General features: G+C 70.7%; 24 protein-coding genes and 1 pseudogene. 9 read left to right on the forward strand and 16 right to left on the reverse strand.

All coding sequences use genetic code 11. The features are described 5' to 3' along the window. The coding region (locus ON36_RS15480) for a lycopene cyclase family protein (RefSeq protein ID WP_043653427.1) at window positions 1–828 on the reverse strand (828 nt) is incomplete at its 3' end. Window positions 829–1,112: 284 nt separating this feature from the next. Here ON36_RS15480 and ku point away from each other — a divergent pair. Both ku and ON36_RS15490 read left to right on the forward strand, forming a co-directional pair. Continuing rightward, window positions 1,113–2,021, forward strand: coding sequence for a non-homologous end joining protein Ku (gene ku, locus ON36_RS15485; protein WP_043653297.1), 909 nt, complete (start codon window positions 1,113–1,115; stop codon window positions 2,019–2,021). A 37-nt stretch (window positions 2,022–2,058) separates the two neighbouring features. Beyond that, window positions 2,059–2,610 (forward strand): GNAT family N-acetyltransferase, encoded by a 552-nt coding sequence (locus tag ON36_RS15490; RefSeq protein WP_043653301.1) that lies wholly within the window; start codon window positions 2,059–2,061, stop codon window positions 2,608–2,610. A 7-nt stretch (window positions 2,611–2,617) separates the two neighbouring features. Here ON36_RS15490 and ON36_RS36620 read toward each other — a convergent pair whose 3' ends face one another. Then, complete coding sequence (locus ON36_RS36620; protein ID WP_306306912.1) at window positions 2,618–2,869, reverse strand: MetQ/NlpA family ABC transporter substrate-binding protein; 252 nt, start codon at window positions 2,867–2,869, stop codon at window positions 2,618–2,620. Window positions 2,870–2,939: 70 nt separating this feature from the next. Continuing rightward, a pseudogene (locus tag ON36_RS36625) lies at window positions 2,940–3,491 on the reverse strand (MetQ/NlpA family ABC transporter substrate-binding protein); the annotation flags it as partial. A gap of 133 nt (window positions 3,492–3,624) precedes the next feature. Here ON36_RS36625 and ON36_RS15500 point away from each other — a divergent pair. From ON36_RS15500 to ON36_RS15510, 3 genes are read left to right on the forward strand one after another with little or no spacing between them, the layout of a single operon-like run. Next, complete coding sequence (locus ON36_RS15500) at window positions 3,625–4,503, forward strand: MetQ/NlpA family ABC transporter substrate-binding protein (RefSeq protein ID WP_043653307.1); 879 nt, start codon at window positions 3,625–3,627, stop codon at window positions 4,501–4,503. Beyond that, window positions 4,500–5,510, forward strand: a complete 1,011-nt coding sequence (locus ON36_RS15505) for a methionine ABC transporter ATP-binding protein (protein WP_043653310.1) — start codon at window positions 4,500–4,502, stop codon at window positions 5,508–5,510. Before ON36_RS15500 ends, ON36_RS15505 begins: the two co-directional genes overlap by 4 nt. Further along, window positions 5,507–6,169 carry a methionine ABC transporter permease gene (locus ON36_RS15510; protein WP_043653313.1) on the forward strand — a complete coding sequence of 221 codons (663 nt, stop codon included), beginning with the start codon at window positions 5,507–5,509 and terminating at the stop codon, window positions 6,167–6,169. The genes ON36_RS15505 and ON36_RS15510 overlap by 4 nt, the downstream gene beginning before the upstream one ends. A gap of 72 nt (window positions 6,170–6,241) precedes the next feature. Here the strand turns inward: ON36_RS15510 and ON36_RS15515 are convergent, their stop codons facing one another. The 12 genes from ON36_RS15515 to ON36_RS15570 form a co-directional block, all read right to left on the reverse strand. Next, window positions 6,242–6,703 carry a hypothetical protein gene (locus ON36_RS15515; protein ID WP_157224884.1) on the reverse strand — a complete coding sequence of 154 codons (462 nt, stop codon included), beginning with the start codon at window positions 6,701–6,703 and terminating at the stop codon, window positions 6,242–6,244. Between the two features lie 182 nt (window positions 6,704–6,885). Beyond that, a complete protein-coding gene (locus ON36_RS15520) occupies window positions 6,886–8,130 on the reverse strand; it encodes a PucR family transcriptional regulator (RefSeq protein WP_043653319.1) in 1,245 nt (414 codons plus the stop codon). Between the two features lie 216 nt (window positions 8,131–8,346). Further along, entirely contained in the window at window positions 8,347–8,796 is a 450-nt protein-coding gene (locus tag ON36_RS15525; protein ID WP_043653321.1) for a hypothetical protein, read from the reverse strand. A gap of 114 nt (window positions 8,797–8,910) precedes the next feature. Further along, on the reverse strand, window positions 8,911–9,336 hold the full coding sequence (locus ON36_RS15530; RefSeq protein WP_043653324.1) for a DUF4189 domain-containing protein: 426 nt from the start codon (window positions 9,334–9,336) through the stop codon (window positions 8,911–8,913). 189 nt (window positions 9,337–9,525) lie between these two features. Next, entirely contained in the window at window positions 9,526–9,891 is a 366-nt protein-coding gene (locus ON36_RS15535; RefSeq protein WP_043653326.1) for a hypothetical protein, read from the reverse strand. A 130-nt stretch (window positions 9,892–10,021) separates the two neighbouring features. Next, on the reverse strand, window positions 10,022–10,414 hold the full coding sequence (locus tag ON36_RS15540) for a metal-sulfur cluster assembly factor (RefSeq protein ID WP_043653329.1): 393 nt from the start codon (window positions 10,412–10,414) through the stop codon (window positions 10,022–10,024). Continuing rightward, a complete protein-coding gene (gene sufU / locus ON36_RS15545; RefSeq protein ID WP_043653332.1) occupies window positions 10,414–10,890 on the reverse strand; it encodes a Fe-S cluster assembly sulfur transfer protein SufU in 477 nt (158 codons plus the stop codon). The genes ON36_RS15540 and sufU overlap by 1 nt, the downstream gene beginning before the upstream one ends. A gap of 3 nt (window positions 10,891–10,893) precedes the next feature. Continuing rightward, window positions 10,894–12,168, reverse strand: coding sequence for a cysteine desulfurase (locus ON36_RS15550; RefSeq protein ID WP_043653335.1), 1,275 nt, complete (start codon window positions 12,166–12,168; stop codon window positions 10,894–10,896). A gap of 1 nt (window position 12,169) precedes the next feature. Next, the gene (gene sufC, locus ON36_RS15555; protein ID WP_043653339.1) at window positions 12,170–12,940 is read right to left on the reverse strand and encodes a Fe-S cluster assembly ATPase SufC; all 771 of its coding nucleotides are present in this window, start codon (window positions 12,938–12,940) and stop codon (window positions 12,170–12,172) included. A gap of 39 nt (window positions 12,941–12,979) precedes the next feature. Continuing rightward, on the reverse strand, window positions 12,980–14,182 hold the full coding sequence (sufD, locus tag ON36_RS15560) for a Fe-S cluster assembly protein SufD (RefSeq protein ID WP_043653342.1): 1,203 nt from the start codon (window positions 14,180–14,182) through the stop codon (window positions 12,980–12,982). After that, entirely contained in the window at window positions 14,182–15,624 is a 1,443-nt protein-coding gene (gene sufB / locus ON36_RS15565; protein ID WP_043653343.1) for a Fe-S cluster assembly protein SufB, read from the reverse strand. The genes sufD and sufB overlap by 1 nt, the downstream gene beginning before the upstream one ends. After that, window positions 15,621–16,394 carry a helix-turn-helix transcriptional regulator gene (locus ON36_RS15570; protein WP_281004862.1) on the reverse strand — a complete coding sequence of 258 codons (774 nt, stop codon included), beginning with the start codon at window positions 16,392–16,394 and terminating at the stop codon, window positions 15,621–15,623. Before ON36_RS15570 ends, sufB begins: the two co-directional genes overlap by 4 nt. 214 nt (window positions 16,395–16,608) lie before the next feature. Here ON36_RS15570 and ON36_RS15575 point away from each other — a divergent pair, with 214 nt between their 5' ends. Next, the gene (locus ON36_RS15575; protein WP_052314032.1) at window positions 16,609–17,529 is read left to right on the forward strand and encodes a rhomboid family intramembrane serine protease; all 921 of its coding nucleotides are present in this window, start codon (window positions 16,609–16,611) and stop codon (window positions 17,527–17,529) included. Here the strand turns inward: ON36_RS15575 and ON36_RS15580 are convergent. Next, a complete protein-coding gene (locus ON36_RS15580) occupies window positions 17,526–19,307 on the reverse strand; it encodes a BCCT family transporter (protein WP_083885165.1) in 1,782 nt (593 codons plus the stop codon). The genes ON36_RS15575 and ON36_RS15580 overlap by 4 nt on opposite strands. A 167-nt stretch (window positions 19,308–19,474) precedes the next feature. On the opposite strand from ON36_RS15580, the gene mptB reads away from it, so the two are divergent. From mptB to ON36_RS15595, 3 genes are read left to right on the forward strand one after another with little or no spacing between them, the layout of a single operon-like run. Then, window positions 19,475–21,193, forward strand: a complete 1,719-nt coding sequence (gene mptB, locus ON36_RS15585) for a polyprenol phosphomannose-dependent alpha 1,6 mannosyltransferase MptB (protein ID WP_043653347.1) — start codon at window positions 19,475–19,477, stop codon at window positions 21,191–21,193. Then, window positions 21,190–22,122 (forward strand): ABC transporter ATP-binding protein, encoded by a 933-nt coding sequence (locus ON36_RS15590; RefSeq protein WP_043653350.1) that lies wholly within the window; start codon window positions 21,190–21,192, stop codon window positions 22,120–22,122. Before mptB ends, ON36_RS15590 begins: the two co-directional genes overlap by 4 nt. Further along, on the forward strand, window positions 22,119–22,904 hold the full coding sequence (locus ON36_RS15595) for an ABC transporter permease (RefSeq protein WP_043653353.1): 786 nt from the start codon (window positions 22,119–22,121) through the stop codon (window positions 22,902–22,904). Before ON36_RS15590 ends, ON36_RS15595 begins: the two co-directional genes overlap by 4 nt. Window positions 22,905–22,961 lie beyond the last annotated feature (57 nt).

The raw sequence follows: 22,961 nt of genomic DNA on the forward strand, positions 1-22,961 counted from the left end.
CCACAGCGGCGCCCCCTCGGCCGCCGCACCGGCCGCGGCGAGGGCGGCCGCGACGCTGTAGCCGGTGGCGGGATGGGTCAGGGCGCCCGCCGCGCCGAACCGGTCGCCGCCGGGCCTGCCGCCCTCGACCGGGAACCGCACCCGCTCGACCGGCTCGGCGCCCGAGAGCGCGATCCCGCGCGCCCGCAGGCGGGTGTGCAGGCGGTCGCGCAGGACGTCGAGCCCGAGGGCGGGCCTGCCCGCCAGGCAGGTCTCCTCGAGCAGGGCCCGTTCCCCGTCCAGCGGCACCGCGTACAAGAAGGACGGCGGGTCGTCGGTCGCGGCGCCGTTGTCGGCGTGCCAGTCCATGAACAGCGGTCCGCCCGCCCGCGCGAGGTCGCCGAGGGCGGTGACCACGCCGTAGGCGGTCTGCTCGGCCCGCCCGGGTGCGCGTCCCAGGCCGCGCGCGTCGACGACCCGCGCCGCGGCGAGCACGGCGCCCGCGGCGGTGCGCACGGTCCCGGCGGCGTGATCGACGGCGAGTACCCGGTCCGCGAGCACCCGCGCGCCCTCCAGGGTCAGGCATGTGTGCAGCGCGGTGGTGTCCAGGACGCCGTAGTCCCGCTCGATCCGGTGCTCGCCGAGGGCCCGGGCGCGCGGCCGGGACACGGTGGCGACGACGGACGGATCCACCCACGCGGGCAGTTCGTCGCGCCAGACCGCGTAGGTGGCCTGCCAGGGCCGTTCCGGCCTCGGATCGATCGCGATCACCGACAGGCCGCGGGCCAGGGCCCGATGGGCCACCGCCCGCCCGGCCGGCCCCAGTCCACACACGATCAGATCAACCACCCCCCGATTGGATCAGCCCGGCCGCCACACCCGGCGCACGGCCCGCCGCGCGGGGCGAAGATCACGGCGCGGAGAACGCGGCCCGAAACGCGGCCGAAAATGACACGCGTGTCGTTTCGCGGCGAATTTCCGCGCGGTGCAGGAATTCTCGCGGACGCGGGCGGGAACACGTCTCGGCGGGCCGGTGAATTCCGGCCGGAAAACCAGCACGCGCCGATCACGAGCGCGTGGCGTTTCGGTGCCGTCCGCTCGCCGCGGCGCGATATTTCCTCCATGATGGAGCCATGAGATCGATCTGGAAGGGCTCGATCGCATTCGGGCTGGTCAACGTCCCGGTCAAGGTGTACACCGCGACCGAGGACCACGACATCCGGTTCCACCAGGTCCACGCCGCCGACGGCGGCCGGATCAAATACGACCGTGTCTGCACCGTCTGCGGGAAATCCGTCCAGTACGCCGACATCGACAAGGCGTATATCGCCCCCGACGGCGAACAGGTCGTGCTGACCGACGCCGATTTCGCCAAACTGCCCGCGGCCGAGAAACACGAGATACCGGTCCTGGAATTCGTGCCCTCGGAACAGATCGACCCCATCCTGTTCGACAAGAGCTATTACCTGGAACCGGATTCGGCGACGCCGAAGGCGTACGTGCTCCTGGCCGCCACGCTGGAACGCATCGACAAGACCGCGCTGGTGCATTTCACCCTGCGGCAGAAGACCCGCCTCGCCGCGCTGCGCGTCCACGACGGCGTGCTGTTGTTGCAGACCCTGCTGTGGCCGGACGAGGTGCGCGCCGTCGACTTCACCTCCCTCGACGACGTCAGCGCGCCTCGGCCGCAGGAACTGAAGATGGCCGAGACCCTGGTCGAGTCCATGTCCGGCGACTTCGACCCGTCCGAGTACACCGACGAATACCAGATCGAGCTGCAGAAACTCCTCGACGACGCGATCGCCCGCGGCGAGGGCCGGGTCGACACCGGCGCGACCGCCGAATCCGCCGAGGCGCCCGACGCCGAGGTGGTCGACCTGGTGGCCGCCCTGCAGCGCAGCCTGGAGGCGAGCGGCCGCCGCGACGCCGGGGAGAAACCGGCGAAGAAGGCGCCGGCGAAGAAGACCGCGAAGAAGGCCGCGGCGAAGAAGGCGCCCGCCAAGAAGGCCACCGCCAGGACCGCCACACGCAAGGGCGCGTGACGGTGGGCGGGGCGCCCGGCCTGGCACACTGGCCGACATGGACCCCGTGATCGCCGTCGTGCCGATGGGTCTGGGACACCTGCGCCAAGTCCTCGACCTCGGGCACCAGGTCTTCGACACCACCCTCAAGCCCTACACGTCGTGGTCGCTGACCGCGGTCGTCGAGCACCTGGACGGTCCCGACAATGCCTGCTGGGTGGCGCTGGACTCCGACCGGGTGGTCGGGTTCGTGCTCGGCTCGATGGAGTTCGAGCACCGCGACGACTGGGCCTACCTGGAGTGGATCGCGGTCGCCCCCGACATGCAGGGCCACGGCATCGCCAAGCGGCTGGTCGACGTGTGCTCGGAGGCGCTGTTCGCCCGGGGCGCCCGGCACATCGTCACCGACGTCGAGGACACCAACAGCGCCTCGGCCTCGCTCATGCGCTCCACCGGGTTCACCCCCGCGGCGCAGGTCACGCTGTTCGTGCGGGCGAATCCCGATGCCGCCGAGGACGACACCGAACAGGCCCGGCCGCCGATGCCCGCCGCGACCAAACGCGACCTGGTGCGCCGCGGCAGGCTGGCCGTCGACCGCCCGCAGCGCTGAGCACCGGTCACCTGCGGAAACCGGCCTCGAGTTCCGCCAGCGTGGCCCGCAGGTCGGCGGCGTCGTTGGTCGTGAAGATGCCCTCGTACCCCTTCTCCGCGCGGATGGCGGCCTCGACCTCCGGATCGTGGTAGATCCGCGCCAGCTTCAGGTAGGTCGGGTTGTCCTTGTCCGCGGCGCGGGCGGCGAAGACGTTGATGTACTGCTTCAGTTCCGGACGCGACGGATCGTCGGTCAGGATGACCTCGTTCTTCGTCAGCCCGGCGGGGCCCGGCGAAGGTGTCGTCGACGAAGGCCGCGGCGACGCTGTCGAGGGACTGCGCGGTCAGGGTGGGTTCGATGGTGGTCAGCTTCACCTTCGAGGCGGCCGGGTCGATCTGCTCGATCCCGGTGTCCCAGCCGGCCTGCCCCCCGCCCTTGACGGTGATCAGCCCCGCCGCGGCCAGCGCGAGCAGCGGGCGCACCTGCTGCGCCGGATTGTTGCTGAGGGTGATCTCGGCGCCCTGCGGCAGCTCGGCGACCGTGCGGAACTTCTTGGAGTAGAGGGTGAGCGGGAAGATCTCCGTGGCGCCGATCGGGGGCAGGGTGTCGTGGTTGGCGACGTTGTAGTTGGCCAGGTAGCGCAGATGCTGGAACTTGTTGAGGTCCACCTGCTTCTGCGCCAGCGCCGGATTCGGCTGTTTGTAATCACTGAAATTGACGAATTCCACCGTGATCCCCTGCTCGGCGGCCTTACGCTGGTAGACGTTCCAGTGCGGCAGCGCGATGTCGTTCACCCCGATCCGCACGACGTCGGCGGGCCGGTCCTGCCCGCACGACACCACCCCCAGGGCGAGGACGACGAGAACGGGCAGCGTCAGCACACGGCGGAGAACTCGCATTCCCGGCAAACTAGACGATTGTCCAGAAGTTGCCCATCCTTTCGCTCGTCTCGAGCGCAACCCTTGTTGCGTGCCCCGGCCCACGGCTTGGATCGACGGGTTCGAAGATCCATGCGCAATCACGGGAGTTGACGTGAAATTCAAACGGGCACTGGCGATCCCGGTCCTGGCGGCGACCGCGGCCCTGACCCTGACCGCCTGCGGTTCCGACGACGACTCCGCTTCTGGCACCGTCGTGAAGATCGGCACGACCGACAAGGACTCGTCCTGGGACGTGTTCGAGCGCAAGGCCGAAGAGCAGGGCATCACGCTGAAGGTCACGAACTTCACCGACTACAAGGCGCCCAACCTCGCGCTGGCGCAGAAGCAGATCGACGTGAATCTGTTCCAGCACCTGCAGTTCCTCGGTTCCTACAATGTCGCCAACAACGACACGCTGACCCCGATCGGCGCCACCTACATCGTGCCGCTCGGCCTGTACTCCAGGAAGCACAAGTCGCTGGCCGACATCCCGGCCGGCGGCGAGGTCACCGTGCCGAACGACCCGACCAACCAGGCCCGCGCGCTCTTCGTGCTGCAGGCGGCCGGGCTCGTCAAGCTCAACGGTGACGCGAAGCAGCCCTCCCCCGCCGACATCGACAAGGCGGCCTCCAAGGTGAAGGTGACCCCCGTCGACGCCGCGCAGACCGCGCTGTCGCTGGCCTCGGTGGACGGCGCCGTCATCAACAACACCTTCCTCGAGCGCTCCGGCATCGACCCGCAGTCCGCGCTCTACAAGGACGACCCGAGGAATCCGTCGGCCGAGCCCTACATCAACGCGCTGGTGACCCGCGCCGAGTCCAAGAACGATCCGACGCTGCTGAAGCTGGTGCAGATCTACCACGATCCCGAGGTCGAGGCCGCGCACGCCCAGGTCACCAAGAACACCGCGGTGTCGGTGACCCGCTCGGGCCCGGAGCTCGAGGCGATCCTGGCGCGGGTGCAGCAGGGCATCCGCGACGGCGGCAAGTGACCGCCGCGGTCGAGTTCCGTTCGGTCACCAAGGTCTTCGGCAGCGGCGCGGACCGGCATGTCGCGCTCGACGGCATCGACCTGCGGATCGAGGCAGGCGAGATCTTCGGCGTCATCGGCTATTCCGGGGCGGGAAAGTCGACGCTGGTGCGGCTGATCAACGCCCTCGAGCGGCCGACGTCGGGCACGATCGAGATCGCGGGCACGCCCATCACGGGCGTGCCCGAGTCCCGCGCCCGCGAGCTCCGTCGCGACATCGGCATGGTGTTCCAGCAGTTCAACCTGTTCACCTCGCGCACGGTCTCGGGCAACATCGAATACCCGCTGAAGGTGGCGGGCTGGAAACGCGCCGAGCGCAAGGCGCGGGTGGCCGAGCTGCTCGACTTCGTCGGGCTCACCGACAAGGCCCGCCACTACCCCGACCAGCTCTCCGGCGGACAGAAGCAGCGCGTCGGGATCGCCCGCGCGCTGGCGACCTCGCCGTCGCTGCTGCTGGCCGACGAGTCGACCTCGGCGCTGGACCCCGAGACCACCGGCGAGGTGCTGCGCCTGCTGCGCAAGATCAACACCGAGCTCGGGGTCACCATCGTGGTGATCACCCACGAGATGGACGTCATCCGCGCGGTCGCCGACCGGGTGGCGGTGCTCGCCGAGGGCCGGATCGTGGAACTGGCGGCCACCTTCGACGTGTTCGCCGCGCCGGTGGCCGCGCCGACCAAGTCGTTCGTGGCGACCGTGCTGCACAACCGCCCCGACGACGGCGAGCTGGCGCGCCTGCGCGAGCTGCACGGCGGCCGCCTCGTCACCGTGGACGTGGACGACGAGCACGGCGTCGGCGCGGCCCTGACCACGGCCGCGCGGGCCGGGGTCGACTTCGAGATCGTCTACGGCGGCGTGTCGACCCTGCAGGACAGGACCTTCGGCAGCGTCACCCTGTCCCTGCGCGGCCCCGACGCCGCGGTCGAGCGGGTGGCGGCCGAACTGGAACGACGGAAGCGGGTCTCGTGAAACAGGATTGGGCGGACCTGCGGCCGGTGCTCGTCGAGGCCATCGGCACGACGCTGTACCTGGTCGCGGTCACCTTCGTCGTGGCGGGCGTGATCGGGCTGGCCCTCGGCACCGCCCTCTACACCACCCGCAGGGGCGGGCTGCTGGCCAACGCGCCGGTCAATCTGGTGCTCAACGTGCTGGTCAACATCGTGCGGCCCATCCCGTTCATCATCCTGCTCGCCGCCCTCGGCCCTGTGACCCTCGAGGTGGTCGGCACGACCATCGGCACCGAGGCGGCGGCGTTCGTCATGATCGTGGCCGCCTCCTTCGCCATCGCGCGCATCGTGGAACAGAACCTGGTGACGGTGGACCCGGGGGTCATCGAGGCCGCGCGGGCGTGCGGCGCGAGCCCGCTGCGGATCATCACGACCCTGCTGATCCCGGAGGCGCTCGGCCCGCTGATCCTGGGCTACACCTTCGTGGTGATCGGCATCGTGGACATGTCGGCCATGGCGGGCACCGTGGGCGGCGGCGGCCTCGGCGACTTCGCCATCTCCTACGGCTATCAGCGCTTCGACTGGCGGGTCACGCTGGTCGCGGTGGTGCTCATCGTCATCGGCGTCCAGGTCATCCAGTTCGCGGGCAACCTGCTGGCCCGCAAGGTGCTGCGCCGCTGAGCCGCTCGGCGGGCCCCGCCACCACGGCGGGACCGCCGCTCGGGCCGCGGTCTCCTGGCGGCCCGCATCGGATCACATCGGGATGCACACCGAGCCGAAGAAGCAGACCTCGGTCTCCTCCCCCGCGGCGGGGACGACGACCTTCGCCGGCTGGGCGGTGGCCTGGTCGGCGGGCAGGCGGGCCGAGGTGCCCCAGAACTTCTCCTCGTCGCCGGTGCCGGACAGGCAGGTCCAGTACACGCGGTAGGTGCCCGCCTCCGGGGTGAACTCCAGGGTCTCGGTGCCGCCGGCGGCGACCTCCTGCGAGCGCTGATAGAAGTCGCCCATCGGCTCGTCCCAGCCGATCTCGGGCTTCTTCGGGTCGAGGAACCCCTCGACCGTGCAGGAGATGTTCTGCGCGGTGTCGTTGGTCAGGGTGACCACGACGTTGCCGCCCGACACCGTGGACGCGGCGGTCACCTCGGCGGGCGCGGCCACGGCGGGCCCGGCCAGGACCAGGCCGCCCGCGGCCAGGGCCGCCCCGAGCACGCTCATCGTCTTCCTCGTCCCGACCATCACGCGACCCTCCTGAAGAGCGAACACCGATCTGACGGATCCCACCCCGGCGAGGCCACCGCTCGCCCGGGGGCACAGCACGCGCACGACGCCGAAGTGGCCCCTAGACGGTACACCCGCGACGGCCGCGCACCGGGTAATCACGGGCTCGTGCCGTCGCCTCAGCCCGCCAGGCGCTCGCGTTCGGTCTGCCGGAACGAGCGCGCGATGAGCGCCGAGCGCAGGTACCACAGGCCCGAGGGCTGGGTCGGATCCAGGCCGGTGAGGTAGCCGATGCGCTTGAGCCGGTAGTCCACGGTGTTGGTGTGCACGTGCAGCAGTCGCGCGGTGCGCTGCCGGTTGAGGTTGTTGCCGATGTGCACCTGCAGGGTCTCGCGCAGCTCCGGGTGGTCGTCGAGCGGATCGAGCAGCTTGCCCAGGCTCTCCCGGCCGGGACCGGGCCGGGTGAGCTGGTACTCCAGCACCAGGTCGGTGAACCGGTAGAGACCGGGCTCGCTGCCGAGCCGATGGACCATGTCCAGCAGTTCGTGCGCCTGGTCGGCCGCGGTCGGCACCTCCGCGGTCGTCGCGGTCACCAGGGTGGCCGTGACGGGCACCTGGGCGGCGTGCCCGAGCCGGGCGACCAGCGCCTCGACGTCGACCGGCGCGGCGCCCTCGACCTCGGGCAGCAGCACGGTGCCGCCGTCCACCGACAGCAGCGAGAGCACCCGGGGCCCGCGGTGCACCGCCAGCGCGCCCTGGATGCGGCGCAGCTTCCTCCGCGCCACGATCTGCCCGTCGACCTGCGGGTTGGACTCGTCCGGATGGGGCGGGAACGACAGCGCGAGCACCGTGTAGGACCCCGCGATCTCGATACCGCACTCCCGGGCCATCGTGGAGGTGGCGTGCCCGCCGAGCAGCGCGGAGGTGAGCGTGTGCACCGCCGTGTGATGTTCGGCGACGACCGCCTTGTGTTCGCGCACATAGGCTTTGGCGACCGTGGAGTTCATCAGGTCGAGGATCTCGAGCACCATCTGCACGCCGTCGACGAGGCTGTCGTGGTCGGTGGTGGCGGCGCGGTCGGTGACCAGCGCCATGCCGATCTTGAAGCCCTCGTGGATGGAGTGCAGGATCGTGTCGATCGGCACGCCCTCCCTGGCCCAGCCCGCCGCGGCCGCGCTCAGCCGCTCGACCTTGACCGGCATCTCCCGGCCGTCGAGCATGCTGACCGCCACTTCCAGGCAGAGTTTGGTGACCGCGGTGATGTCGCCCGCGATCGCGTCCCCCGGTAGGGTCCCGCACGGGGCCACGCTGCTCACGAAGTGCCCGACCAGCTGCTTGGACAGCGCGCGCACGTCACGAAGCGGGGTCGACATGGGCTGCCCGGACAGTTGCAGTCCGGTACTCGCGTCGGCCTGGATCGTCATCGGTCCTCCTCTCCGCAGGGGGCCGCACCAGTGCCACACCACTGTGTCGGACCCCACTCCGGTTGTTCGTGATCACAGACTAGGGTGAGCGAGCACTCACCTTCTACTCCCGTTTCCGAACCCCGTGCCGATCCCCGAAAAGCCGCCGTGAGCTGCGGTTTTCATGCATTCCACAAGATGGTCAACAGACCGATTCGCATGTTTTCCGGCGAGTGCTCACTTTTCGCGCTCGTCACGCAATCCGCCGAGCGCCTCGCCCAGTTCGCCGTCCCCGGGGCGCCGGAACCACCACCAGCCGCGGTCGTCGACATCGAAACCGGCCGCGACCGGGACGACCCGGGCCGTGTCGGGCACCGTGCAGGCGCGATAGCGCTCGTCCACCGGGCCGGTGAGTTCGGCCATGCGTTCGCGCAGCACGACCGGGAGCAGGCGCAGCGCGGCCTGGAGATGGTCGCGGACGGTGAGCGCGGCGACGAAATCGTAGGCGGTCCACGGGGATTCGCCGTCGACGTCGCCGCGGGCGCGTTCCAGTTCCCCGACGTGCGCGTCCCAGGCGGCGGCGATGCTCAGCGCGTGGTCGTCGCCGCCGGGCAGCGTGCGACGTTCGATCGCCCGGATCTCCTCGTCGTCCAGCGCCGCGCGTACGGCACCGTGGAAATCGCCCATCGACACCCCCTCACCCGGCAACACGTCCCGGCCGAAAACTAGCACAGCCGGCGCGGCGGCCGGGAACACGCGAAGGGCCCGGCCCCCTGGGGAGCCGGGCCCGATCGTCACCGATCAGCGGGCGTTGGCCGTGCAGACCGTCTTCAGCACCTCGGCGTTGCTGAGCTGCGCGGAACCGAAGTTCGCCAGCTGCGCCGTCGGGGTGATCTGGGACAGGCGCTGGTAGGCGGTGCGCTCGGAGTCGGCGGCGTTGGCGCCGGAGGCGGCGGCCCAGCCGTCGTCGCTGGCGACCAGGGTGCCGCAGCCGTTGGCCCAGGAGACCATGATCGAGCAGTCGGCCACGCCGCACAGCTCGAGGGCACGCCCCTCGGCCTCCTCCCGGCTGGCCGCGTCGACCACGGTGGCGTAGACGAGATCGCCGCCGCTGAGCGCGATGGCGCCGTGCAGGCCCGCCGCGTTCGCGGTGCCCGCGCCGAACAGCGAACCGGCGGCGAGGCCGAGGCCCGCCACCGCGAGACCGGCCTTGCTCATGAGCTTCATCGAGATTTCCCTTTGTGAACATTTCCAGACGTGAACGCCGGAATCATGGCGGACGGCGACCGTGTCAGTCCAGCGGAATCCGGATGAAACCGGCGCGCGCGCCCGGTTTCCCCAGCACCGGCCCGAACGGAGGGTCGGCGTCGTCTCATCGGAAAGCCCTTGCTATGACCGATTCTCGCCAGCGGACGCTCACCACGGGCCGATGACGTGTGCGAGCAGCGCGAGCGCCCAGGCACCCGCCAGGGCGAGGGGCACACCGGCCGCGACGGACAGCAGATAGCTACGCCGGGGCCGCGTCCCGTAGCGCCCCGACAACGCCCAGCCGAGCCCGATTCCCAGGGCGGCCAGCAGGAATCCCCCGCCGAGCACCAGATAGAAGAGGCTGGCGAAACCCGCCGCCCAGATCTCGTCGATCCCCCGCGCGTACCCGTCGAGCGGGATCGGGAAGCGATACACCGCCGCGGTGAACGCGGCCGCGAACGGCGCCGCGAGGACCGCCGCGAATCCACACAGGAGCGCGCTGGTCAGCCGGACCCCGCCGGGTATCTCGCTCATGATCCGATCATCTCCCACCCGGGGACACCCCGTCGAACGCCGAAGGCCGCACGCCGCACGCCGCCGTCGACGGGGCACGAAAAAACCCGGACCCCTACGGGATCCGGGATTCTCTCGTCGCGCGGGCGAGCTACACCGTGAAGCCGAGGGCGCGCAGCTGCTCGCGGCCGTCCTCGGTGATCTTGTCCGGGCCCCACGGGGGCATCCAGACCCAGTTGATCTTCAGGTCCTCGACCAGACCGCTGCGCACCAGCGCGTTGCGGGACTGGTCCTCGATGACGTCGGTCAGCGGGCAGGCCGCCGAGGTCAGGGTCATGTCGAGGGTGGCGACGTTGTCCGCGTCCACCTGCATGCCGTAGACCAGGCCGAGGTCGACGACGTTGATGCCGAGCTCGGGGTCGACCACGTCGCGCATGGCCTCCTCGAGGTCCTCGAGGTGCTTGAGCTGCTCGGCGGTCAGCTCCACCTCGACGGCGGGTTCGGCCGCGGGCGCGGGCGTCTCGGTCACCGGGTTCTCACTCATCAGGCTTCCCCATTCCCCATCGCGGGCTTGGTCTGTTCGGCACCGGCGATCTGCACGACGGCGTCCTTGAACGCCATCCAGCCCAGCAGCGCGCACTTCACACGCGCCGGGTACTTGGCGACACCGGCCAGGGCGATCCCGTCGCCGATCACGTCCTCGTCGCCCTCGACGGTGCCCCGGCTGGAGATCATCTCGCTGTAGGAGTCGACCACCTTCAGGGCCTCGGGCACCGAGAGGCCGATCACCTGATCGGTGAGGATCGAGGTGGCGGCCTGGGAGATCGAGCAGCCCTGGCCGTCGTAGGACACGTCGGCGACGTCGCCGCCGCCGTCGATGTGCACGCGCAGGGTGACCTCGTCACCGCAGGTCGGATTGACGTGGTGCACCTCGGCGCCGAAGGGCTCGCGCAGCCCGCGGTGGTGCGGGTGCTTGTAGTGGTCCAGGATCACTTCCTGGTACATCTGCTCCATACGCATGGTCTAGGCAACTCCGAAGAAGGTCTGGGCCTTCCGCACGGCCTCCACCAGCGCGGCGACCTCGTCGAGGGTGTTGTAGACGGCGAACGAGGCGCGCGCGGTCGCGGCGACGCCGAAGCGGCGGTGCAGCGGCCAGGCGCAGTGGTGGCCGACGCGGATCGCGACACCCTGGTCGTCGAGGATCTGGCCCACGTCGTGGGCGTGGATCCCGTCGACGACGAACGCCACCGCGCCACCGCGGTCGATGTTCTCGACCGGGCCGACGATGCGCACGCCGTCGATGGCGCTCAGCCCGTCGATAGCGGCCTGGACGAGGGTGTGCTCGTGGGCGGCGACCGCGTCCATGCCGATGCGCTCGAGATAGCGCACGGCGGCGCCCAGCCCGACGACCTGCGAGGTCATCGGCACCCCCGCCTCGAACCGCTGCGGCGGCGGGGCGTAGGTGGAGTGGTCCATGAACACGGTCTCGATCATGGAACCGCCGGTGATGAACGGCGGGGTGTCGGCCAGCAGCGCCCGCTTGCCGTAGAGCACGCCGACGCCGGACGGGCCGAGCATCTTGTGCCCGGAGAACGCGGCGAAGTCGACGTCGAGCGCGTGGAAGTCGACCGGCATGTGCGGCACCGACTGGCAGGCATCGAGCACGACCAGCGCGCCCACTTCCCGTGCGCGGCGGACCAGTTCGGCCACCGGCGCCACCGCGCCGGTCACATTGGACTGGTGGGTGAACGCGACGACCTTGACCGCGGGGGTCAGCTCCAGCGACGCGAGATCGATGCGCCCGTCGTCGGTCACGCCGTACCACTTCAGGGTGGCACCGGTGCGCCGCGCCAGCTCCTGCCAGGGCACCAGGTTGGCGTGGTGTTCGAGCTCGGTGACGACGATCTCGTCACCGGGACCGACCCGGTACGGGAAACGGTCGTCGCCGAACGCGTTGGTGACCAGGTTCAGCGACTCGGTCGCGTTCTTCGTGAACACGATCTCGTCGACGTCGGCACCCACGAAGCGGGCGATGTCGGCCCGGGCGCCCTCGTAGGCGTCGGTGGCCTCCTCGGCCAGCTGGTGGGCGCCGCGGTGCACCGCCGAGTTGCGGGTCACCAGGAACTCGCGCTCGGCGTCGAGCACCTCGACGGGCCGCTGCGAGGTCGCGCCGGAATCCAGGTACACCAGCGGCTTCCCGTCCCGGACCGTGCGGTTCAGGATCGGGAAGTCGGCCCGGATCCGGGCCACGTCGACGGTGCGGACCGGCTTCTGCTCGTCGAGCGGCACTGCGGTCATGTCAGGCTCCTGTGGCGGCAGACTGGGTGAAGCGGACGTAGCCGTTGGTCTCGAGCTCGTCGGCCAGCTCGGGGCCGCCCTCCTCGACGATGCGGCCGCCCACGAACACGTGCACGAAGTCCGGCTTGATGTAGCGCAGGATGCGGGTGTAGTGGGTGATCAGCAGGATGCCGCCGTTCTCCCGCTCCTGGTAGGTGTTGACGCCCTCGGAGACCACGCGCAGCGCGTCGACGTCCAGGCCGGAGTCGGTCTCGTCGAGCACGGCGATCTTCGGCTTGAGCAGGCTCAGCTGCAGCACCTCGTGCCGCTTCTTCTCGCCACCGGAGAAGCCCTCGTTGACGCTGCGCTCGGCGAAGGCCGGGTCGATGTCGAGCTCGTTCATCGACTCCTTGACCTCCTTCACCCAGGTCCGCAGCTTGGGGGCCTCGCCACGGATGGCGGTGGCGGCGGTGCGCAGGAAGTTCGACATCGAGACGCCGGGGACCTCGACCGGGTACTGCATGGCCAGGAACAGGCCGGCGCGGGCGCGCTCGTCGACCGACATCTCCAGCACGTCCTCGCCGTCGAGGGTGATGGTGCCCTGGGTGACGGTGTACTTCGGGTGCCCGGCGATCACGTAGGACAGGGTCGACTTGCCCGAGCCGTTGGGGCCCATGATCGCGTGCGTCTCGCCCGAGCGCACGGTCAGGTTCACGCCGTTGAGGATCTTCTTCGACTCCCCGTCGGGGGTCGTGATCTCGGCGTGCAGGTCCTTGATTTCCAGGGTGGTCATCGGATGTCGTATTCCTTTGCGGGGTGGATTCTGGAGGTGTCAGGCGCCGATGGCGGCGAGCTCGGCCTCGATGGCCGCCTCGAGCCGCTCCCGGACCTCGGGGACCGCGATCTTCTGGATGATCTCGTGGAAGAAGCCGCGCACCACGAGGCGGCGGGCGACGTCCTCCGGGATGCCGCGAGCGCGCAGGTAGAACAGCTGCTCGTCGTCGAACCGGCCGGTGGCGCTGGCGTGACCCGCGCCGGCGATCTCGCCGGTCTCGATCTCCAGGTTCGGCACCGAGTCGGCGCGGGCGCCGTCGGTGAGCACCAGGTTGCGGTTGGCCTCGTAGGTGTCGGTGCCCTCGGCGGCCGCGCGGATGAGCACGTCACCGACCCACACCGTGCGGGCATCGCCCTTCGGCGAGGACGGATCGCCCTGCAGCGCGCCCTTGTACAGCACGTTGGACTTGCAGTGGGGCACCGCGTGGTCGACCAGCAGGCGCTGCTCGAAGTGCTGGCCCGCGTCGGCGAAGTAGAGGCCGAGCAGCTCCGCGTCGCCACCGGGGCCCGCGTAGCGGACGGTGCCGGTCAGGCGGACCAGGTCACCGCCGAGGGTGACCGCGGTGTGGCGCAGCACGGCGTCCCGGCCGAGCAGCGCGTGGTGCGCGGTGGCGTGGACGGCGTCGTCGGCCCAGTCCTGCACCGCGACCACGGTCAGTCTGGCCGAGTCGCCGAGCACGAATTCCACGTTCTCGGCGTAGGTTCCGCTGCCGCGCTGATCCAGCACGACGGTCGCGGCGGCGAAGTTCGCCAGGCGGATCTGCAGGTGACCGTAGGCGGTCTTCCCCTCGCCCGGGCCCGTCACGGTGACGGTGACCGGCTCGGCGACCTCGACCTCGGTGGCCACCGAGACCACGGTCGCGGTCTCGAAACCGGAGTACGCCTGGGCGGCGACCCGGTCGGTGGGGGTACCGGCCCGGCCGAGCCGGGCGTCGTCGCGGCCGACGGTCTCCACGGTCACGCCCGCGACCGGGGTGACCGCCACCGTGGCGGCGCCGTCACGGACGGCGGAACCGTCGTGCAGGCCGCGCAGACGACGCAGCGGGGTGAACCGCCACGCCTCGTCGCGGCCCGACGGCACCTCGAAGGCGTCGACGTCGAACGAGGCGAACACCTCGCCCTTGTTGACAGCGGGCACACGGGACTCGGCGGCCGCAGCGATGTTCGCCTCCGGCGGCGTGGCAACGTTCTCGACGGCCATCAGCCGACGGCTCCTTCCATCTGCAGTTCGATCAGGCGGTTGAGTTCCAGGGCGTACTCCATGGGGAGTTCCTTGGCGATCGGCTCCACGAAGCCGCGCACCACCATGGCCATGGCCTCGTCCTCGGTCAGGCCGCGGCTCATCAGGTAGAACAGCTGGTCCTCGGAGACCTTGGAGACCGTGGCCTCGTGGCCCATGGTCACGTCGTCCTCGCGGATGTCGACGTAGGGGTAGGTGTCGGAGCGGCTGATGGTGTCGACCAGCAGCGCGTCGCACTTCACCGTCGACTTCGAGCCGTGGGCACCCTTGTTGACCTGGACCAGGCCGCGGTAGGACGCGCGGCCGCCACCGCGCGCCACCGACTTGGAGACGATGGTCGAGGAGGTGTGCGGCGCCAGGTGCAGCATCTTGGCGCCGGTGTCCTGGTGCTGGCCTTCGCCGGCGAACGCGACCGAGAGCACCTCGCCCTTGGCGTGCTCGCCGGTCATCCACACGGCCGGGTACTTCATGGTGACCTTGGACCCGATGTTGCCGTCGATCCACTCCATGGTCGCGCCCGCCTCGCACTTGGCGCGCTTGGTGACCAGGTTGTAGACGTTGTTCGACCAGTTCTGGATCGTGGTGTAGCGGCAGCGGCCGCCCTTCTTGACGATGATCTCCACGACGGCCGAGTGCAGGGAGTCGGACTTGTAGATCGGCGCGGTGCAGCCCTCGACGTAGTGCACGTAGGCGCCCTCGTCGACGATGATCAGGGTGCGCTCGAACTGGCCCATGTTCTCGGTGTTGATCCGGAAGTAGGCCTGCAGCGGGATGTCGACGTGCACGCCCGGCGGCACGTAGATGAACGAGCCGCCCGACCACACGGCGGTGTTGAGCGCGGAGAACTTGTTGTCACCGGCGGGGATGACGCTGCCGAAGTACTTCTCGAAGATCTCCGGGTGCTCCTTGAGGCCGGTGTCGGTGTCGAGGAAGATCACGCCCTGTGCCTCGAGGTCCTCGCGGATCGAGTGGTAGACGACCTCGGACTCGTACTGCGCGGCGACACCGGCGACCAGGCGCTGCTTCTCCGCCTCCGGGATACCCAGCTTGTCGTAGGTGTTCTTGATGTCCTCGGGCAGGTCTTCCCAGCTCTCGGCCTGCTTCTCCGAGGTGCGCACGAAGTACTTGATGTTGTCGAAGTCGATGCCGTCGAGGTTGGAACCCCAGTTCGGCATGGGCTTGCGGTCGAAGATGCGCAGGGCCTTGAGCCGCTGCTCGAGCATCCACTCCGATTCGCTCTTCTTCTCGGAGATGTCGCGCACGACGGCCTCCGACAGGCCGCGCTGCGCCGCGGCGCCCGCGACGTCGGAGTCGGCCCAGCCGTATCCGTACTTACCCAGGGACGCGATGGTCTCTTCCTGGGTCAATGTCTGGGTCGGCGGGACCATTTCGGAGGTCGTCATTCGGCACTCCTTCCGGAGTCGTTCGATCGAGCCGTCGCGGGCTGTGCGGCGGCGGGCGGGGGTACGAGGGTGAGGGGCACGTGGGTGGTGCAGGCGCAATCACCGTTGGCGATGGTCGCAAGCCGCTGGACGTGGGTGCCGAGCAGGTCCCGGAACGCCTCGAGTTCGGCCTCGCACAGCTGCGGGAACTCCTCGGCGACGTGCGCGACCGGGCAGTGGTGCTGGCAGATCTGCACGCCGGTCCCGACCTTGCGGGTGGTCGCGGCGAACCCGGCGTCGGAGAACGCGTCGGCGATCTCGCCGACCTTGGCCTCCAGCGCGGGCGCGGTGTGCTCGGCGACCGGGGTGATCTCCCCGATCACGGTGCGGGCGCGCGTGCGGGCGAACTCGCTGACCGCCTGGTCGCCGCCGATCTCGCGCAGCTGCCGGATGGCGGCACCGGCCAGATCGTCGTAGGCGTGGCCCAGCTGACCACGGCCCGCCGCGGTGAGCTGGTATTGCTTGGCCGGACGTCCGCGCCCCTTCTGCTGCCAGGGCGCGGAGCGGGCGGCCCGCGCCTGACCCGCGTCGATCAGGGCGTCGAGATGCCTGCGGACCCCGGCGGGGGCGAGGCCGAGCTGGGCGCTGATCGCGGTGGCGGTGATCGGGCCCTCCTCGAGGAGCAGCTGGACGATCGCGGCCCGGGTGTGACCCTCCTGCGTGGGCTGGGCAGCCGACGCGGCGGCGCCGGCCCTGCGGCCGGTCCCGTCGTTCTCGTTCGGCAAACCCACGGTTTTCACAACATCAGTGTGGCGGAATTACTTCCCGAAATCTAATAAGGGTCCCCTTGGCAAGGGTGCCCTGACCTGCGGCGTCGTCGGCGCGATGCCGCGGAGCCCCCGGAAAAGCCCAGGTGCCGCGGCGGGGGCCGTGGCGCATTCGCGCTCCCGGCGTGACCCATCGCACACGCCGCCCCGCCGCCCGGCACCGTGGGACGATGGCCGTGTGTCCCGACCTCCCGTGCCGACCTGCGTCCGTCATCCCGACCGCCCGACCGGCCTGGCCTGCACCCGCTGCGGCAGGCCGGCCTGCCCCGACTGCCTGCGCCCGGCCGCCGTCGGCCAGCACTGCGTGGACTGCGTCCGCCGGGACCGCGCCGACGTCCGCCCGGTGCGCACGGTCGCCGGCGCGCGCGCCGGGGCCGGCGTCCCCGTGGTCACCTACGGCCTGATCGCGGTCAACGTGCTGGTCTACCTGATCACCGCGGCCCAGGCGGGCAGCGTGATGGACAACTATCGCGGGTCCGCGCTGTTCCGCTCCTGGGTGCTGGTGCCGCGCATCGTCGCCGACGGCGAGTGGTTCCGGCTCATCGGATCGGGCTTCCTGCACTACGGCGTCATCCACCTGCTGCTCAACATGTTCGCGCTCTATCTGACCGGCGTCTTCCTGGAACGGGTGCTCGGGGTCGCGCGCTTCGCCTGCGTCTACGGCATCTCGCTGCTGGGCGGCTCGGCCGCGGTCATGCTGCTCGGCGCTCCGACCACCGCCACCGCGGGCGCCTCCGGGGCCGTGTTCGGCCTGTTCGGCGCGGTGGCCGTCGCGCTGTTCCGGCTGCGGCAGAACCCGACCCAGATGCTGGTCCTCATCGGCATCAACGTGATCATGACCTTCTCCATCAGCGGGATCTCGCTGTGGGGCCACCTGGGCGGGCTCGCCACCGGCACGCTGTGCGCGCTCGCGCTGCTGTTCGTGCCCGAGTGGTTGCGCGCGGGCACGCCGCAGCGGGCAGCACTGCTCGGCTGGCTCGGCCTCGGCGCGGTCACGGCGGTGTGCCTGGCGATGATCGCCGCCGCCACGGTCACCCTGGCCGACCAGCCGCCGGTGCGGCTGATCGGCGCGGGGCCCGCCGCGACCGCGCCGCGCTAGCGCGCCGGGGAACCCTCGCCCGCCGGATCGATGTCCCCCGGCTCGACGGCCGGGTCGCCCGAGGTCAGCTCCGCGGCGTCCGGCGGGATCTCGATCTCCTGGGCGGGCTCGGTCACCAGGACGAAGTCGCCGTCGTGCCGTTCCAGGCCGGTGTCGACCGCGGTCTCCACCAGTTCGACGCCGCGGTCGGCGCGCACGATGATCGGGTCCTCGCGCAGGTCCTTGTACAGCGCCACGCACATGCCGACCATGACCAGCAGGAACGGCAACGCGACCACGGTGGTCAGCGCCTGCAGCCCGTTGAGTGCCCCGCCGAGGTCCGACGGGTCGGCGATCGCGAGCATGATCGCGGCCACGGCGCCGGTCGCCGCGCCCCAGAAGATGACCGGCAGCCGGGTCGGCTCGATGTTGCCCTTCTCCGAGAGCGTACCCATCACCAGCGAGGCGGCGTCGGCGCCGGAGACGAAGAAGATCGCCACCAGGATCATCACCAGCACGGTCGTCGCGGTGGCGATCGGGTACTGGTCGAGCAGATGGAACAGCGCGAAGTCGGAGTCGACCGAGCCGTCGCGTTCGGTCAGGTCGCCGTGCGCGGTCTGCTCGGCGATCGCCGAGCCGCCGAACACCGCGAACCACAGCAGGCTCACCGCGCTGGGCACCAGCAGCACCCCGGTCACGAACTGCCGGATGGTGCGGCCCCGGCTGATGCGGGCGATGAACATGCCGACGAACGGGGTCCAGGAGATCCACCACGCCCAGTAGAAGATGGTCCACTTCGACAGCCAGGTCTGCATGGCCGGATCGCCCGCGCCGGTGCGCGAGGCCATGGTGGCCAGCTGGTCGATGTAGTCGCCGATGGCCGTGGGAATCACGTTGAGCACCAGCAGGGTCGGGCCCGCGACGAACACGAACGCCGCGATGACCAGCGCCAGCACCATGTTGATGTTGGACAGCCACTGCACCCCGCGCTCGATCCCCGACACCGCCGAGAAGACGAACGCCACGGTGAGCACCGCGATGATCAGGACGAGGCCGGCCTTGCCGATGCTGTCGATCCAGCCGTTGAACTGCATGCCCGCGCCGATCTGCAGCGCGCCGAGACCGAGGGAGGCGGCCGAGCCGAACAGCGTCGCGAAGATCGCCATCATGTCGATGATCCGGCCGCCGAGCCCGTCGGCCCGCGCGCCGAGCAACGGCCGGAACACCTGGGAGATGAGCTGACGACGGCCGCGCCGGAAGGTGCCGTAGGCGATGGCGAGGCCGGCCACCGCGTAGATCGCCCACGGGTGCAGGGTCCAGTGGAACAGGGTGATGGCCATCGCGTTCTCGCCCGCCTCCGGCGAGCCCGGCGCGGCCGTGTGCGGCGGCGGGGACACGAAGTGCGACAGCGGTTCGGCGACGCCCCAGAACATGAGGCCGATGCCCATGCCCGCGCTGAACATCATCGCGATCCACGAGACGGTGCGGAACTCCGGTGTCTCGCCGTCCTCGCCGAGCGGGATGCGCCCGTAGCGGCTGACCGCCAGCCAGATCACGAAGACCACGAACGCCGAGGAGACGAGGACGAACAGCCAACCCGTGTCGGTGATCACCCAGGACTGGGCGTTCGACGCGGCGGTGGCCAGCCCGTCGGGGCTCAGCACGCCCCAGCCGACGAACAGCAGCGACCCGATCGCGGTGACCCCGAAGACGACCAGGTCGAGGCCCCGCCGCCGCGGCGATCGACCGGCAACCGGCGGGCCGGGCGGAACGATATCGCGCGCACCGTGATTCGACATGCTCGGGAGTCCTTTCCGGACGCGGACCGGGTCCCGCGCCCCACCAGACCTGGTCGCTGAGGCAACGGTACAGCGATCACCCCGTTTCCCCGGGCGCCGACGCGCAGGCCGGGCCCGCGGTGCGCGCACGGGACCGGGCACGGGCGCGTCGTCTAGGCTGCCTGTCCGTGGCGGTACTCGGAGACGCGTGGCACAAGGCGTCGGATGTCGGGCGTCGGGTGCTCGGACTGGATCCGCCCGAGGCCGACCACAGCGTGGCGGTGCTGCACCGCGACGAACGCGAGGTCCCGGGCCTCGACCGGTCCGAACGCGCCATGCTCGACCGCATCCGGCTCATGGGCGCCACCGGCACCGTCCTCATGGCGGTGGCCGCGCTGGGGATCGGCGCCCAGCCGGTGCACCAGAACCCGGTCTCGGGCATGCGGGTGCTCGGCATCTTCGCCCGCGCGCACACCGGCTCGCTGGCGATGTGCATGTTCGGCACGGTGCTGGTGATCGGCGCCTGGCTGCTGCTCGGGCGCTTCGCCGTCGGCGGTCTCGACGGCTCGCCCCGTCACCGGCTGACCCGCTCCCAGCTCGACCGCACGCTGCTGCTGTGGATCATCCCGCTCAGCGTCGCGCCGCCGATGTTCTCCAACGACGTCTATTCCTATCTGGCGCAGAGCGAGATCGCCGCGCGCGGCATCGACCCCTATCTCGAGGGGCCGGTGGCGGGGCTGGGGATCGACAACGTGCTGACCAACAACGTGCCGACCATCTGGCGCGACACCCCGGCGCCCTACGGGCCCCTGTTCCTGTGGCTGGGCAAGGGCATCGCCGAGATCACCGGCGACAACATCATCGCCGGGGTGTGGGTGCACCGGCTGGTCGCCCTGGCGGGCGTCGCGCTGATCGTGTGGGCGCTGCCGCGGCTGTCGGTGCGCTGCGGCGTCGCCCCGGTCAGCGCCCTGTGGCTGGGCGCGGCCAACCCGCTCGTGCTGTTCCACCTGGTGGGCGGGGTGCACAACGACGCGCTCATGCTCGGGCTCATGCTCGCCGGCGTGGAGCTCATGCTGCGCGCGATCTACGGACCGGGCGGCACCCGCGACGAGCTGACGCCCGCCCACCCGAAACCCTTCGACGCGCACGCCTATCTGCTGCTCGTCGGCGGCGCGGTCGTCATCACCCTGTCGTCCTCGATCAAGTTCACCTCCATCATCGCCCTCGGCTTCGTCGGCATGGCGCTCGCGCGGCGCTGGGGCGCGACGCTGTGGGCGACCGCGAAGGCCGCGCTGCTGCTGGCGGCCGTCGCCGTGAGCGTGACCCTGTTCGTCAGCGCGATCAGCGGTCTCGGCTTCGGCTGGATCTACACCCTCAACACCGCCAGCGCGGTCCGCAGCTGGATGTCGCTGCCGACGGTCACCGGCATCGTCACCGGGTTCGGCGGCGTCCTGCTCGGGCTCGGCGACCACACCACCGCCCTGCTCAGCATCACCCGCCCGATCGCGGCGCTCGGCGCCGCCTACATCACCGTGCGCATGCTGGTGGCCACCGGCATCGGCCGGCTGCACCCGGTCGGCGCGCTCGGGGTGTCGCTCGGCGCGATCGTGCTGCTGTTCCCGGTCGTGCAGCCGTGGTACCTGCTGTGGGCGATCGTCCCGCTCGCCGCGTGGGCCACCCAGCCGGTGTTCCGCGTACCGGCCGTGGCGTTCTCGGCGGTGGTGTCGATGCTGGTGATGCCGCGCGGCGCGGAGTTCCAGGTCTTCCAGATCATCGGCGCCGCGGTCGCCGCCGCGGTCTGCTTCCTGCTCTTCTACCTGTTCACCCGCGGCACCCTGCCCTGGCGCGCGCAGACGGGGGTGTCGGCTCCGTCACAGGAAGCCACGCCCTACCGTGTGACATCGTGATCGCAGCCTCCGGACCCGCCGTGCGCATCGACACCGTCGTCAAGCGCTTCGGTGAGACCACCGCCGTCGACGGCGTGTCCTTCGACGTGGAACGCGCCCAGGTCCTGGCGCTGCTCGGTCCCAACGGGGCGGGCAAGACCACCACCGTCGAGATGTGCGAGGGCTTCGTCCGCCCCGACGCGGGCAGCGTCCGCGTCCTCGGGCTCGACCCGATCGCCGACTCCGAACAGCTGCGACCCCGCATCGGGGTCATGCTCCAGGGCGGCGGCGCCTACCCCGGCGCCAAGGCGGGCGAGATGCTCGACCTGGTCGCGGCCTACTCCGCCGACCCCCTCGACCCGGACTGGCTGCTGGACACCCTCGGCCTGCGCGAGAACCGCCGCACCCCCTACCGCCGCCTGTCGGGCGGGCAGCAGCAGCGCCTGGCGCTGGCCTGCGCGCTGGTCGGGCGCCCGGAGATCGTCTTCCTCGACGAGCCGACGGCGGGCCTGGACGCGCAGGCGCGGCTGATCGTGTGGGAGCTGGTCGACGCGCTGCGCCGCGACGGCGTCTCGGTGGTGCTGACCACGCACATGATGGACGAGGCCGAGCAGCTCGCCGACCACCTGGTCATCATCGATCACGGCCGGGTCGTGGCGCAGGGCACGCCCGCCCAGGTCACCGCGCACGGCGCCGCGGGGCTGCTCCGGTTCTGCGCTCCACCGAAACTCGATCTCGACCTGCTGGGAATGGCGCTGCCGGAAGGCTTCTCGCCGCGCGAGACCAGCCCGGGCACCTACCTCGTCGAGGGCGAGATCACCCCGCAGGTGCTGGCCACCGTCACCGCGTGGTGTGCCCGGATGGACGTGCTCGCCACCGACATCCGCATCAACCAGCGCGACCTGGAGGACGTCTTCCTCGAACTGACCGGACGGGACCTGCGCGCATGACCGAGCCGACCACCGCCGACCGCTTCGTCCCCGGCACCTTCGCCCCCGCCCCGCGCCCGGCGGCGCGCGGGGCCATGCTGGCCGCGCAGACCGGGCTCGAGCTGAAGCTGCTGCTGCGCAACGGCGAACAGCTGCTGCTGACCATGCTCATCCCGATCACGCTGCTGATCGGGCTCACCCTGCTGCCGTTCGCCGATCTGGGCGAGCACCGGGTGGACAAGGTGCTGCCGATGGTCATGATGACCGCGGTGATGTCGACCGCGTTCACCGGCCAGGCCATCGCCGTCGGCTTCGACCGCCGCTACGGCGCGCTCAAGCGCCTCGGCGCCACCGCGCTGCCGCGCTGGGGCGTCATCGCGGGCAAGTCGGCGGCCGTGCTCATCGTGGTGGTGCTGCAGGCCGTGCTGTTCGGCCTGATCGGGCTGGCGCTGGGCTGGCGGCCCAGCGTGCTCGGCCTGGTGCTCGGCGCCCTGGTGATCGCGCTCGGGACGGCCGCCTTCGCGGCGATGGGCCTGCTGCTGGGCGGCACGCTCAAGGCCGAGGTGGTCCTCGCCCTGGCCAACGTGCTGTGGTTCGTGCTGCTCGGCGCCGCGAGCCTGGTGTTCGTCAGCGGGGTACCCGACGCCGTGGTGCTGGCGGTGCGGCTGCTGCCCTCCGGGGCGCTCGGCCACGCGCTGGAGTGGGCGCTGACCGGCTCGGTCGACTGGTTCGGCGTGCTGGTGCTCGCGGGGTGGGGCGCGGTGTGCGGCTGGGCCGCGACGCGGCTCTTCCGCTTCCAGTGAGGTCAACGACACACTGTAGTAGCCCTGGTGACGGCCGCGATCTCCCGGCGGCTACCA

Source organism: Nocardia thailandica NBRC 100428 (assembly GCF_000308795.1).
In the GTDB taxonomy this organism is placed as follows: domain Bacteria; phylum Actinomycetota; class Actinomycetes; order Mycobacteriales; family Mycobacteriaceae; genus Nocardia; species Nocardia thailandica.

What these genes read in the sequence shown, in the direction of transcription:
- sufU (WP_043653332.1), bottom strand. Translation starts at nt 10,890, where the DNA reads ATGCGTATGGAGCAGATGTACCAGGAAGTGATCCTGGACCACTACAAG.
- ON36_RS15530 (WP_043653324.1), bottom strand. Translation starts at nt 9,336, where the DNA reads ATGAAGCTCATGAGCAAGGCCGGTCTCGCGGTGGCGGGCCTCGGCCTC.
- ON36_RS15580 (WP_083885165.1), bottom strand. Translation starts at nt 19,307, where the DNA reads ATGTCGAATCACGGTGCGCGCGATATCGTTCCGCCCGGCCCGCCGGTT.
- ON36_RS15490 (WP_043653301.1), top strand. Translation starts at nt 2,059, where the DNA reads ATGGACCCCGTGATCGCCGTCGTGCCGATGGGTCTGGGACACCTGCGC.
- ON36_RS15515 (WP_157224884.1), bottom strand. Translation starts at nt 6,703, where the DNA reads ATGAGCGTGCTCGGGGCGGCCCTGGCCGCGGGCGGCCTGGTCCTGGCC.
- sufC (WP_043653339.1), bottom strand. Translation starts at nt 12,940, where the DNA reads ATGACCACCCTGGAAATCAAGGACCTGCACGCCGAGATCACGACCCCC.
- ON36_RS15540 (WP_043653329.1), bottom strand. Translation starts at nt 10,414, where the DNA reads ATGAGTGAGAACCCGGTGACCGAGACGCCCGCGCCCGCGGCCGAACCC.
- ON36_RS15535 (WP_043653326.1), bottom strand. Translation starts at nt 9,891, where the DNA reads ATGAGCGAGATACCCGGCGGGGTCCGGCTGACCAGCGCGCTCCTGTGT.
- ON36_RS15520 (WP_043653319.1), bottom strand. Translation starts at nt 8,130, where the DNA reads ATGACGATCCAGGCCGACGCGAGTACCGGACTGCAACTGTCCGGGCAG.
- sufD (WP_043653342.1), bottom strand. Translation starts at nt 14,182, where the DNA reads ATGGCCGTCGAGAACGTTGCCACGCCGCCGGAGGCGAACATCGCTGCG.
- ON36_RS15525 (WP_043653321.1), bottom strand. Translation starts at nt 8,796, where the DNA reads ATGGGCGATTTCCACGGTGCCGTACGCGCGGCGCTGGACGACGAGGAG.
- ku (WP_043653297.1), top strand. Translation starts at nt 1,113, where the DNA reads ATGAGATCGATCTGGAAGGGCTCGATCGCATTCGGGCTGGTCAACGTC.
- ON36_RS15595 (WP_043653353.1), top strand. Translation starts at nt 22,119, where the DNA reads ATGACCGAGCCGACCACCGCCGACCGCTTCGTCCCCGGCACCTTCGCC.
- sufB (WP_043653343.1), bottom strand. Translation starts at nt 15,624, where the DNA reads ATGACGACCTCCGAAATGGTCCCGCCGACCCAGACATTGACCCAGGAA.
- ON36_RS15550 (WP_043653335.1), bottom strand. Translation starts at nt 12,168, where the DNA reads ATGACCGCAGTGCCGCTCGACGAGCAGAAGCCGGTCCGCACCGTCGAC.